Below are 11,911 nucleotides of genomic sequence, written 5' to 3'. Positions count from 1 at the left end.
GGCGGAGAGTCGTCCTCGTAGTGGGCTACTCGGACGATTCGACAACGCAGCGAAGTGCCGTGCCTGGGGGCACCTCCCAGCGGAGCTGGGGGAGCAGCGCGGGGCAGGCGGGAATTTGACGACCCGGCCTAGGACGGATCCTGCAGGTACGCCGCCCGGGCCTCGGAGGCGGGGCCGGGCGGCGGCGGTGCGTAGGAGCCGAAGACGGGGAGGACGGCGGTCTGCTCGTACAGCGGCATGGACAGGTTGTCGGCGGCCGCCGGGACCTCCGCCTCCACGTACGGGTCACCGCCGGGCACGCCCACCGCCGCCAGGTCTCCGGGGACGAGCAGCAGCGTCACGACCAGAGCAGCGCCCACCGCGAAGGCGGCGGCGAAGTCGTCGGCGCCGGGGGCGTCGATCCTGGAGGTGCCGATCACCGGGACCGCCGTCACGGCCAGCAGTCCGGCCACGGAGATCCCCAGCGGCCGGGCGAACGGGGCCCGCGCGAACGCGGCGAGGCCCGCGGCCGCGGCCAGCCCGGCCGTCGCCCAGACCAGCCACTCGTAGGGCGCCCCCAGTTGGGAGTCGACCAGGTAGCCGCCCTTGGCGGTGCGCCAGAAGAAGCCCGGGGGCAGCAGGGCTGCCGGGTCGGAGCGCCGGGAGAACTCCAGGACGCCGGCGATGAGCGCGGCCACCAGCAGCAGCATCCCCGCCAGCACACCCGCCGCGGGCCGCGGCGGGGCGGGCGCGTCCTCGCCGGTACGCCGTACGACGAGGAGCAGCACGAGGGCGCCGGCGATCTGCGCGCCCGCGGTCACCAGCAGGGCCCCCTGCAGGCCCGGTGGGCTGCCGCCCGCGGACGGGGCCAGCAGGTACGCCGTGGGGGTGCGCAGCGCCAGGGTGACCACCGCGGCCGCTCCGAGGACCCCGACGCCGCCGGGCTTGAGGGACGCGACCGCGGCGGCCGCGTAGAGCCCGAGCAGCAGCAGGTCCACGGTGGAGGTCACCAGGGGCGCACCGCCCACCGGTACCGCCAGCCCCGCCCACACCTTGACGACGCCCTCCGCCCGGAACTGCACGAGGTCCTGGCCCAGCCAGACCGCCTCGACGGCCCCCAGGACGGCACAGACCAGTCCTCCGAGCCGATACGCCTGCCGCATGGCCACCTCCCCGGCCCTCCCGGCAGCACTGTCGTTTGGCCTTCCCGGGGGAGTACGCAGCGGGCCGCCCCACCGTTCACCGCGGACGTACGGCGGCCGGCCGGGGCGATGCGCGATCACCCCGGCCGGCCCACGGCACCCGCACGGCCGTACGCTGCTCAGCGTGGCACGTCCGTATATCGGTGATGCGTCGGTCAAGTTGCCTGCGTGTAAAAGAGATTCATCCTGAATCATCCGCATTCGCCGAAGGGCCGCGGAAGGTGTCAAGCACGCGTTCACGACAATATCCAAAACCTTGCCCCAAGATAACGGCGATCTCGTCTTCTGATCGCTTCAGCCCCTTGACTGGCCGCCAAATCCATTGCCCAATACCGGCTAGCTAGCCACGGGCGTTCACACGCGCCACCAAAACTCTTGGGTGCGGGGGCAGATGACCATGTCCAGTCCGAGCACGGCCGCGAACCGGCCGGAACCCGTTCCGGCAGAGGCGCCCGCCCACGGTGAGGGCACCGGCAAGGAACCCTCCGAACTCGTCGGCCGCTCCCCCGGCCAACTCGCCTGGCTGCGCTTCCGGCGCGACCGCACGGGGGTGATCTGCGCCGGGGTCGTGATCTTCTACCTGTTCGTCGCACTGGCCGCACCGCTGATCTCCAAGCTGTACGGCAAGAACCCGTACGAGCTGTACGGCCAGGACCTCGGCCTGCTGAACAGCTACGGCATCCCGCTCAAGCCCAACGGCGGCATCGACGGCGACTTCTGGTTCGGGCTCGAACCGCAGCTCGGCCGGGACGTGTTCACGCTGCTGATCTACGGGATCCGCACCTCGCTGGGCATCGCCCTCGCCGTGACCACGGTCTCCGTCGTCGTCGGCGTGCTGATCGGACTCGTCCAGGGCTACCTCGGCGGGCGCACCGACTACTTCATGGGCCGGTTCTCGGACCTGATGCTCTCCTTCCCGCAGCAGCTGTTCTTCATCGCCTTCACCCCGGTGATCGTGGCGCTCTTCGTGTCCCCGCGCGACGAGGAGCCGACCTATGTGCGCATCGCGGCGCTGGTCATCGTCCAGTTCGTCCTCGGCTGGATGAGCGTGGGCCGGCTGGTGCGGGCGCAGGTGCTGAGCCTGCGCGAGCGCGAGTTCATCGAGGCCGCGCGGATCAGCGGCGCCTCGTCGGCGCGGATCATCCGCAAGGAACTGCTGCCGAACATCTGGTCCACGATCCTCGTGCAGTCGACCCTGCTGCTCCCGGTGAACGTCACCGCCGAGGCGGGCCTTTCCTATCTCGGCGTCGGAATCCTGCCGCCCACCCCGGACTGGGGGCTGATGTTCCAGCAGGCCGCGGCGTACTACGAATCCGACGTCACCTTCATGTTCTTCCCCGGCATCGCCATGGTGATCTTCGTGGTCGCCTTCAACCTGCTCGGGGATTCGGTCCGGGACGCACTCGATCCCAAGACCGTGCGCTAGGCGTCCAAGCCGCCGCGCCGGGCCCCTGTGGGGGGAGTCCGGGCACGTCGGTACCGCAGTTCGGTTCACTGACAGGCAGGGATCAATGAGAATTCGCAAGGCGCGTTACGCCTCCGCGTTCCTGGCGTTGGGGGCGCTGACACTGTCCGCCGCGTGCAGCAGTGGTGGCGGCGGGGGGACCGGCACCGGCGGCGGCGAGGGCAAGCAGGCCACCGTGCAGAACTTCGGCATCGGCACCGCCGCCGACTCCAAGGGCCCCGCCCCGGAGGTGCCCGGGGCCAAGAAGGGCGGCACGGCGTACGACCTCGACCAGGCGGGCTTCGACTACCTCGACCCCGGCCAGCAGTACGTCAGCGACCAGCTGTCGGTCCAGCTGCTCTACAACCGCTCGCTGACCGGCTACAAGATCGACGCCAAGACCGGCAAGACGATCCTGGTCGGCGACCTCGCCACCGACACCGGCAAGTCCTCCGACGGCGCGAAGACCTGGACCTTCACCCTCAAGGACGGCCTGAAGTTCGAGGACGGCACGCCGGTCACCTCCAAGGACGTCAAGTACGGCATCGAGCGGCTCTTCGCCGACTACCAGACGCAGGGCCCGCAGTACATCCAGAAGTGGCTCTACGGCGCCGACTACCGCAAGGCGTACACCGGCCCCTACGAGGGCAAGGAGATCCCCGCCGACAAGATCGACACGCCGGACGACAAGACCATCGTCTTCCACTTCCTGGAGGCGCACGCCGACACGCCCTACGCGGCCGCGATGCCGAACATCTCCCCGGTGCCGAAGGCCAAGGACGACAAGCAGAAGTACAACAACCACCCCGTCGCGACCGGCCCGTACAAGATCGCCAGCTACAAGCCGGGCAAGGAGCTGGTCTTCGAGCGCAACACCAACTGGGACCCGAAGACCGACCCGATCCGCAACGCCTACCCGGACAGCTGGAACTTCCAGCTGGGCATCGCCGAGCCGGGCCTGACCAACCGGCTCGCCGCCGAGGACGGCAACGACAAGTACGCGGTGAACCTGTCCGGTTCATCCGACCCGTCGAAGATGCAGACGCTGACGACGGACGCGCAGTACAAGTCGCGGACGGTGAACCAGTACCAGCCGTACGTCGAGGTCATCAACATCAACACCAAGCGGATCACCGATCCCAAGGTCCGCCAGGCGATCATGTACGCCTTCCCGATGACCCAGGTCCAGCAGGCCTTCGGCGGCGGCGCCCAGGGCGAGCTCGGCACCACCCTGCTCAGCCCGACGGTCGCCGGCTGGAAGAAGTACGACCCCTTCGGCAAGCTCGACAAGCCCACCGGTGACATCGAGAAGGCCAAGGAGCTGCTGAAGGAGGCCGGCGTCACCGGCAAGGTCAAGCTCTCCTACGCCTACGCCAACACCCCGCGCTGGCAGAACGTGTCGCTGACCATCGAGAAGGCCCTGGAGAAGGCCGGCTTCGACGTCCAGCGCAAGGCCATCGACCCGACCTCGTACTACACGGTCGTCGGCAAGCTCGACACCCCGTACGACCTGTACCGCACCGGCTGGGGCGCGGACTGGCCCAGCGCCTCGACCGTGGTCCCGCCGACCATGGACGGCCGCAACCTGGCCGACGGCACCAACAACTACTCGTTCCTCAACGACGACCACGTCAACTCCGAGATCGACCGCATCCTGGCGATCACGGACATCGGGAAGCAGAACAACGAGTGGCGGACGCTGTCCGAGTACGTGCTGAAGAACGACACGTCGCAGATCCCGTTCATCTTCGACAAGTACTTCAACATCCACGGCTCGGGCCTCGGCGGCGTCACCTACAACGAGGTCTACGGGACCATCAACCCCAACACGATCTTCGTCAAGCAGTAGCCCAGCGCAGACACGCCGGTCCCGGCCTCTCCCCGGGCCGGGACCGGCGCCCCGACGGAACCGACGGAGAGCCTGACCCATGCTGCGTTTCCTGGTACGCCGTGTGCTGGGCGCGCTGGTCATCCTGCTGCTGATCAGCGCCATCACGTACTTCCTCTTCTTCTTCCTGCCGTCCGACCCGGCGCTGCTGTCCTGCGGCAAGAACTGCAGCCCGCAGAACGTGGCCCTGATCCGCAAGAACCTCGGCCTGGACCTGCCGATCTGGACCCAGTACTGGCACTTCATGGTCGGCATCTTCGCCGGCCGGGACATGCCCATCGGCCACTGCCCGGCGCCGTGCTTCGGCTACTCCTTCGCCGACCAGCAGCTCGTCTGGGACACCATCGCCGACCGCTACCCGACCACGCTGTCGCTGGCGATCGGCGGCGCCACCGTCTTCCTGGTCATCGGCGTCGGTCTCGGTCTCGTCTCGGCCTGGCAGCAGGGCAAGGCCTTCGACCGGATCGCCAGCGGCGTCTCGCTGGTCGGCAACTCCGTGCAGATCTACTTCCTCGGCCCGATCGCCATCGGCCTCTTCGCCTCCAGCTGGCACATCCTGGACCGCGGCCACGACCCCGACTGGTCGCACGACCCGTGGGGCTCGGTGCAGGGGCTGATCCTGCCCTGCATGGTGCTGTCGGTGATCTTCTGGTCCAACTACAGCCGTCAGACCCGGTCGCTGATGGTGGAGCAGATGTCCGAGGACCACATCCGCGCCGCCCGCGCCAAGGGCATGTCCTCCCGCTACGTGTTCCTGCGCTACGCGCTGCGCGGCGCCGCCGCCTCCATCATCACCATCTTCGGCATCGACCTGAGCTCCGTCCTCGGCGGCGCGATCATCACCGAGGTCACCTTCGGACTGCACGGCCTCGGCCTGCTGTCCGTGCAGGCCGTGCTCCGCAGCGACCTGCCGCTGGAGATGGCCGTGATGCTGATCGGCGCCACGATCATCGTCGTCTGCAACATCGTCGTCGACGCCGCCTACGCCCTCATCGACCCGCGGATCAGGCTGTCGTGAGCCGGGACGCCTGCCGGCACGCAGAGGAGAAGCACAGTTGAGCATCCTCACCAAGACCGAGGCGGGGCCGCCCGGGCCCGGGGACCCCGCGCCGTCCGGGCCGTTCCTGTCGGTCCGCGACCTGTACGTGCAGTTCGCCACCGAGGACGGCGTGGTCAAGGCCGTCGACGGGCTCTCCTTCGACCTGGAGCGGGGCAGCACCCTGGGCATCGTCGGCGAGTCCGGCTCCGGCAAGTCGGTCACCAACCTGGCGGTCCTCGGTCTGCACAACCCCCGCAACACCACCATCCGCGGCGAGATCGTGCTGGACGGGCAGGAGCTGACGGGCGCCTCCGAACGGACCCTGGAACGGCTGCGCGGGCGGAAGATGGCGATGATCTTCCAGGACTCGCTGACCGCGCTCTCGCCGTACTACTCGGTCGGCCGGCAGATCGCCGAGCCGTACATGAAGCACATGGGAGCCTCGAAGAAGGCCGCCCGCGAGCGGGCGATCGAGATGCTGGCCAGGGTCGGCATCCCGCAGCCGCGGCTGCGGGTGGACGACTTCCCGCACCAGTTCTCCGGGGGTATGCGGCAGCGCGCGATGATCGCGATGGCGCTGGTCTGCGACCCGGCGCTGGTCATCGCGGACGAGCCGACGACGGCCCTGGACGTTACCGTGCAGGCGCAGATCCTCGACCTGCTGAAGGACCTGCAGCGGGAGACGGGCACGGCGGTCATCATCATCACCCACGACCTGGGCGTGGTCGCCAACACGGCGGACGACGTGATGGTGATGTACGCGGGGCGCTGCGTGGAGCGCGGCACCGTACGGGAGATCCTGAAGACGCCCGAGCACCCGTACTCCTGGGGCCTGCTGGCGTCCATACCGCGGCTGTCGGCGCCGGTGGACCTGCCCCTGTCCCCGATCCCGGGCACGCCGCCCAGCCTGCTCAACCCGCCCTCCGGGTGCCCCTTCCACCCGCGCTGCGCCTTCACCGAGGAGGTCGGCGGCGGGCGCTGCGCCACCGTACGTCCCGGCATACCCGAGGACGAACGGCGCGGCTCCGCCTGCCATCTGGGCCGGGAACGGAAACGGGAGATCTTCACCGGGCAGATCCAGCCGCGGCTGGGCGGAGGTGTGCGGTGAGCGTCCCGCAGCAGGACCACGCGCCGAGGGAGACCATGACCCCGCTGCTCGAAGTGACCGGCCTGCGCAAGTACTTCCCCGTACGGGGCGGCTTCCTGATCAAGCGCCACGTGGCGGACGTGCGGGCGGTGGACGGCATCGACTTCAGCATCGCCGAGGGCGAGAGCCTGGGTCTGGTCGGCGAGTCGGGCTGCGGCAAGTCCACCACCGGGCGGCTGGTGACCCGGCTGCTGGAGCCCTCCGCGGGACGGATCGGCTACCGGGGCCGGGACATCACGCACTCCTCGCGCAAGGAGCTGGCCCCGATCCGCTCCGAGATCCAGATGATCTTCCAGGACCCGTACGCCTCGCTGAACCCGCGGCAGACCGTCGGGCACATCGTGTCGGCGCCCCTGGAGATCAACGGGGTCAACCCACCGGGCGGCCGCGAGAAGCGGGTGCGCGAACTGCTGGAGACCGTGGGCCTCAACCCCGAGCACTACAACCGCTTCCCGCACGAGTTCTCCGGCGGCCAGCGGCAGCGCATCGGAGTGGCCCGGGCGCTCGCGCTGGAGCCCAAGCTCATCGTGGCCGACGAGCCGGTGTCGGCCCTGGACGTGTCGATCCAGGCCCAGGTGGTGAACCTGCTGCAGCGCCTGCAGCGGGACCTGGGGATCGCCTTCCTCTTCATCGCCCACGACCTCGCGGTGGTACGGCACTTCTCGCAGCGCGTGGCCGTGATGTACCTCGGGCGGATCGTGGAGATCGGCGAGCGCCGGGACATCTACGAGCGGCCCCGCCACCCGTACACCCACGCCCTGCTGTCCGCCTCCCCCGAGCCGGACCCGGACGACCGGGACGTCACCGAGAGGATCCGCCTCGCCGGCGACGTGCCCTCGCCCGTCTCGCCGCCGTCCGGCTGCCGCTTCCGCACGCGCTGCTGGAAGGCGCAGGACAGGTGCGCGACCGAGGAGCCGCCCCTGGTCCGCCTGGAGGGGAACCGGGAGGGGCACCTGAGCGCGTGCCACTTCCCCGAGGAGCCGACGACCGCGGCACGCGGCGAGGACGTCGTCCTCGACCCCGCACTCGCCGCGCTCGAGGAGACGCCCGCCGACAAGACCCCTTGACCCGGGCCGACAGACGTCTCCGTTCGGAGCCCGACCCGCGCCCACACCCCTGCACCACCGGGCGCGGGTCGTGCGTTGCCCTGGCCCGGTTCGCCTTGCGTTTCCCGGGCCGGTTCGCCTCCGGGGCGCCCCTTCGGCTCACTCGCGGGCCGTGCGCCTCCGGGGCTCACTCGCCCGGGGCCTCGGGCGGCACCACCGTCTTCTCCTCGGCGAAGTGGCAGGCGCTGTCGTGCGCCGCCGGGGAGTCCACGCCGCGGAAGACCGCCGGCACCGCCAGTGCCGGCACCTCCAGCGTGCAGCGTTCCTGCGCCTTCCAGCAGCGGGTGCGGAAGGGACAGCCGGACGGCGGATCGGCGGGCGAGGGGACGTCACCGGTCAGGATGATGCGCTCCCGGTGCGCGCGCGCCCGGGGGTCGGGCACCGGCACCGCCGACAGCAGCGCCTGGGTGTACGGGTGGGTGGGGTGCTCGTAGATCTGGGTGTCGTCGCCGGTCTCGACGATCCGCCCGAGGTACATCACCGCCACCCGGTCCGAGATGTGCCGGACGATCGACAGGTCGTGGGCGATGAAGACGTAGGAGAGCTCGAACTCGTCCTGCAGCCGCTCCATCAGGTTGACGACCTGCGCCTGCACCGAGACGTCCAGCGCCGAGACCGGCTCGTCGGCGACGATGACCTCGGGGCGCAGCGCCAGCCCGCGGGCGATGCCGATGCGCTGCCGCTGGCCGCCGGAGAACTGGTGCGGATAGCGGTTGACGTGCTCGGGGTTGAGGCCGACCACGTCCAGCAGTTCGCGCACCCGGCGGCGCCGGTCGCCCTTGGGCGCGACGTCCCGGTGGATCTCGTACGGCTCGCCGACGATGTCGCCGACCGTCATCCGCGGGTTCAGCGAGGTGTACGGATCCTGGAACACCATCTGGATGTTCCGGCGCACGGCCTTCAGGGCCCGGCCGGACAGCTTGGTGACGTCCTCGCCCTTGTAGAGGATCTGCCCCTTGGTGGGCCGTTCCAGGTGCACCAGCAGCCGGGCCACGGTGGACTTGCCGCACCCGGACTCGCCGACGACGCCGAGGGTCTCGCCGCGGTACAGGTCGAGGTCCACGCCGTCGACCGCCTTCACCGCGCCGACCTGCCGCTTGAAGAGGATCCCCTGGGTCAGCGGGAAGTGCTTGTACAGCCCGCGCACCTGGAGCACGGGCTCACCGCTGGTGCTCACCGAGGCACTCCCTCCAGAAGTGGCAGGCGCTGCCCCGCCGGGCGCTGATCCGGTACAGCTCCGGCTCGTCGGTGGCGCACACGTCGCGGGCCAGCGGGCAGCGCGGATGGAAGGCGCAGCCGGAGGGGATGCGCAGCAGGTTCGGGGGCAGGCCCTTGATCGCGTAGAGCTCCCGGCCCTTCCGGTCCAGCCGCGGGATCGACTCCAGCAGGCCCTTGGTGTACGGGTGCGCCGGGGCCCGGTAGATCTCGTGCACGGGCGCGCTCTCCACGATGCGCCCGGCGTACATCACCGCGATGTGGTCGGCGACGTCGGCGACCACGCCCAGGTCGTGGGTGATGAGGATCAGCCCCATGCCGTACTCGCGCTGCAGCTCCGCCAGGAGCTCCATGACCTGGGCCTGCACGGTGACGTCGAGCGCCGTGGTCGGCTCGTCGGCGATGATCAGCTCGGGCTCCAGGGCGAGCGCCATCGCGATCATGACGCGCTGGCGCATGCCGCCGGAGAACTGGTGCGGGTACTGACCGACGCGATCGCGCGCCGCGGGGATCCGCACCCGGTCCATCAGCTCCACCGCCCTGGCCCGGGCGTCCTTGCGGGACATCCCCCGGTGCACCCGGAACATCTCGCCGAGCTGCTCGCCCACGGTCAGCACAGGGTTGAGGGCGGACAGCGCGTCCTGGAAGATCATCGCCATCCTGGCGCCGCGCACCCTGCGGCGCTCCTCGGCGCCCATGGTGAGCAGGTCCCGGCCGCGGAAGAGGATCTCACCGCGGGTGACGAACCCCGGCGGCGAGTCGAGGATGCCCATGACCGCCTGCGCGGTCACCGACTTGCCGGAGCCGGACTCCCCGAGCACGGCCAGCGTCTGGCGGGGACGCACCGAGTAGGAGACCCCGTTGACGGCCCGCGCGACACCGTCCCGGGTGCGGAACTCCACGTGCAGGTCGCGCACGTCGAGCAGGGGCGGCTCGCCCCCGGCCGCGGTGGCCGTCGCTCCTGCGTCGGCCATCAGCGCAGCCTGGGGTCGAGGGCGTCGCGCACCGCGTCACCGAGCATGATGAAGGCCAGCACGGTCACGCTCAGCGCCCCGGCCGGCCAGAGCAGCATGTGCGGGGCGTTGCGGATCTGGGTGGAGGCCTGGGAGATGTCGATGCCCCAGGAGACGGTGGGCGGTTTCAGCCCGACGCCGAGGTAGGACAGGGTGGCCTCCAGGGAGATGTACGTGCCGAGCGCGATGGTCGCGACAACGATGACGGGCGCGACGGCGTTGGGCGCGATGTGCCGCAGCAGCACCCGGGTGTTGCCGGCGCCGAGGGCGCGGGCGGCCTGGACGTAGTCGTTCTGCTTGGCGGTGATCACCGAGCCGCGGGCGATGCGGCCGATCTGCGGCCAGCCGAGCAGCACGATGAAGCCCACCACCGGCCAGACGGTGGTGCTGGTGACGACGGACAGGAAGACCAGCCCGCCGAGGACGATCGGGATGCCGAAGAAGATGTCGCTCACCCGTGAGAGCACCGCGTCCGCCCAGCCGCCGTGGTAGCCGGCGAGGCCGCCGAGGAACGCGCCGAGCAGGGCCGCGCCGACGGTGGCGCAGATGCCCACGGTGACCGAGGCGCGCGCCCCGTGGACGACGCGGGTGTAGACGTCGCACCCCTGGGTGTCGAAGCCGAAGGGGTGGCCGGGCGCGGAGCCCTTCTGGGAGTTGTCCAGGTTGCAGCTGAGCGGGTTGCCGGGGGCGATGAGCCGCGGCCAGACGGCGATGACGACGAGGAAGAGGATGACCAGCGCGGCGATCACGAAGACCGGGTTGCGCCGCAGGTCCCGCCAGGCGTCCGACCAGAGGCTGCGCGGCCGGTCCGCGCCGGGGCGGTCGTCCGGGACGGCCGGTGTCGTCCCGGGGCCGGGCGCCCGCTCCAGGGTGCGTGCCTCGTCCTGGCCCAGCCCCATGGCGGCGCCCGTCCCGCCGGCCGGCTCCATGGCCTCGTCGGGGTGGTTGCGCGGCTCAGGCATAGCGGATCCTCGGGTCGAGGACGGCGTAGAGGAGGTCCACCAGCAGGTTCGCGAGCAGGAAGACGATGACAAGGATGGTCACGAAGCCCACCACGGTGGCCGAGTCCAGCCGCAGGATGCCCTGGTAGAGCTGGTAGCCCACACCGTGGATGTTGAAGATGCGCTCGGTGACGATGGCGCCTCCCATCAGCGCCCCGATGTCGGTGCCGATGAAGGTGACCACCGGGATGAGGGAGTTGCGCAGCAGATGACGGGTGATCACCCGGTGGCGCGGCAGCCCCTTGGCGACGGCGGTCCTGACGTAGTCGGCCCGGACGTTCTCCACGACCGAGGTGCGGCTGAGCCGGGTGACGTAGGCCAGCGAGGTCAGGGCCAGCACGAACGCCGGCACGATCAGCTCGTCGAACCGGGCCTCGGAGGAGACCGAGGGCGCGATGACGTTCCATTTGACCCCGAGCAGGTACTGCAGCACGTAGCCGGTGACGAAGGTCGGCACGGAGATGACGACGAGGGTGCCGAGCAGCGTCGCGGTGTCCGCGGGACGGCCGCGGCGCAGCCCGGTCAGGACGCCGAGGGTGATGCCGATGACGATCTCGAAGAGGATGGCGAGGACCGTCAGCCGCAGCGTGACGGGCAGGGCGGTGGCCAGCAGCTCGGTGACCGGCCGGCCGTTCCAGGCGACTCCGAAGTCGCCCCGGAAGATCTGCCCCATGTAGTGCAGGTACTGCTGCCACAGCGGGTGGTCCAGGTAGAGGTCGTGGCGGATCTGCGCGGCCGTGGCGGGGTCGCAGGCGCGGTCCCCGCAGCGGGCCTGGACCGGGTCGCCGAGCGCGTACACCATGACGAAGATCAGCACGGTGGTGCCGACGAACACCGGGATCATCTGCAGCAGACGGCGGATGACGTACCGTCCCAT

At 70.3% G+C, this 11,911-nt stretch carries 10 protein-coding genes; 5 read left to right on the top strand and 5 right to left on the bottom strand.

The features are described from left to right. Positions 1-128: 128 nt before the first annotated feature. Complete coding sequence (locus tag ACFW3D_RS01645) at positions 129-1,142, bottom strand: hypothetical protein (protein WP_500500135.1); 1,014 nt, start codon at positions 1,140-1,142, stop codon at positions 129-131. Positions 1,143-1,578: 436 nt separating this feature from the next. On the opposite strand from ACFW3D_RS01645, the gene ACFW3D_RS01640 reads away from it, so the two are divergent. From ACFW3D_RS01640 to ACFW3D_RS01620, 5 genes are all read left to right on the top strand, one after another. After that, positions 1,579-2,607 carry an ABC transporter permease gene (locus tag ACFW3D_RS01640; protein ID WP_500500183.1) on the top strand — a complete coding sequence of 343 codons (1,029 nt, stop codon included), beginning with the start codon at positions 1,579-1,581 and terminating at the stop codon, positions 2,605-2,607. Between the two features lie 85 nt (positions 2,608-2,692). Further along, positions 2,693-4,474 carry an ABC transporter substrate-binding protein gene (locus ACFW3D_RS01635; protein ID WP_500500133.1) on the top strand — a complete coding sequence of 594 codons (1,782 nt, stop codon included), beginning with the start codon at positions 2,693-2,695 and terminating at the stop codon, positions 4,472-4,474. Between the two features lie 79 nt (positions 4,475-4,553). Then, positions 4,554-5,531, top strand: a complete 978-nt coding sequence (locus ACFW3D_RS01630; protein WP_500500130.1) for an ABC transporter permease — start codon at positions 4,554-4,556, stop codon at positions 5,529-5,531. 37 nt (positions 5,532-5,568) lie between these two features. Next, positions 5,569-6,660, top strand: a complete 1,092-nt coding sequence (locus tag ACFW3D_RS01625) for an ABC transporter ATP-binding protein (RefSeq protein WP_500500127.1) — start codon at positions 5,569-5,571, stop codon at positions 6,658-6,660. Positions 6,661-6,695: 35 nt separating this feature from the next. Continuing rightward, complete coding sequence (locus ACFW3D_RS01620; protein WP_500500180.1) at positions 6,696-7,766, top strand: ABC transporter ATP-binding protein; 1,071 nt, start codon at positions 6,696-6,698, stop codon at positions 7,764-7,766. 166 nt (positions 7,767-7,932) lie between these two features. Here the strand turns inward: ACFW3D_RS01620 and ACFW3D_RS01615 are convergent, their stop codons facing one another. The 4 genes from ACFW3D_RS01615 to ACFW3D_RS01600 are packed head-to-tail and all read right to left on the bottom strand — an operon-like array spanning position 7,933 to position 11,911. After that, positions 7,933-8,982 (bottom strand): ABC transporter ATP-binding protein, encoded by a 1,050-nt coding sequence (locus ACFW3D_RS01615; protein WP_500500124.1) that lies wholly within the window; start codon positions 8,980-8,982, stop codon positions 7,933-7,935. Next, the gene (locus tag ACFW3D_RS01610) at positions 8,966-9,994 is read right to left on the bottom strand and encodes an ABC transporter ATP-binding protein (protein ID WP_500500121.1); all 1,029 of its coding nucleotides are present in this window, start codon (positions 9,992-9,994) and stop codon (positions 8,966-8,968) included. The genes ACFW3D_RS01615 and ACFW3D_RS01610 overlap by 17 nt, the downstream gene beginning before the upstream one ends. After that, positions 9,994-10,995: an ABC transporter permease gene (locus ACFW3D_RS01605; protein ID WP_500500119.1), complete on the bottom strand. Its 1,002-nt coding sequence runs from the start codon at positions 10,993-10,995 to the stop codon at positions 9,994-9,996. The genes ACFW3D_RS01610 and ACFW3D_RS01605 overlap by 1 nt, the downstream gene beginning before the upstream one ends. Continuing rightward, entirely contained in the window at positions 10,988-11,911 is a 924-nt protein-coding gene (locus ACFW3D_RS01600; RefSeq protein WP_500500117.1) for an ABC transporter permease, read from the bottom strand. The genes ACFW3D_RS01605 and ACFW3D_RS01600 overlap by 8 nt, the downstream gene beginning before the upstream one ends.

The sequence above is a fragment of the Streptomyces sp. NPDC058864 genome (genome assembly GCF_042742985.1).
Lineage (GTDB): Bacteria > Actinomycetota > Actinomycetes > Streptomycetales > Streptomycetaceae > Actinacidiphila.
This window is presented reverse-complemented; position numbering and strand designations above follow the sequence as displayed.

Excerpts from the sequence above, each read along its gene's own strand:
- ACFW3D_RS01645 (WP_500500135.1), bottom strand. The coding sequence starts at position 1,142 with ATGCGGCAGGCGTATCGGCTCGGAGGACTGGTCTGTGCCGTCCTGGGG.
- ACFW3D_RS01640 (WP_500500183.1), top strand. The coding sequence starts at position 1,579 with ATGTCCAGTCCGAGCACGGCCGCGAACCGGCCGGAACCCGTTCCGGCA.
- ACFW3D_RS01635 (WP_500500133.1), top strand. The coding sequence starts at position 2,693 with ATGAGAATTCGCAAGGCGCGTTACGCCTCCGCGTTCCTGGCGTTGGGG.
- ACFW3D_RS01630 (WP_500500130.1), top strand. The coding sequence starts at position 4,554 with ATGCTGCGTTTCCTGGTACGCCGTGTGCTGGGCGCGCTGGTCATCCTG.
- ACFW3D_RS01620 (WP_500500180.1), top strand. The coding sequence starts at position 6,696 with ATGACCCCGCTGCTCGAAGTGACCGGCCTGCGCAAGTACTTCCCCGTA.
- ACFW3D_RS01610 (WP_500500121.1), bottom strand. The coding sequence starts at position 9,994 with ATGGCCGACGCAGGAGCGACGGCCACCGCGGCCGGGGGCGAGCCGCCC.
- ACFW3D_RS01605 (WP_500500119.1), bottom strand. The coding sequence starts at position 10,995 with ATGCCTGAGCCGCGCAACCACCCCGACGAGGCCATGGAGCCGGCCGGC.
- ACFW3D_RS01600 (WP_500500117.1), bottom strand. The coding sequence starts at position 11,911 with ATGGGACGGTACGTCATCCGCCGTCTGCTGCAGATGATCCCGGTGTTC.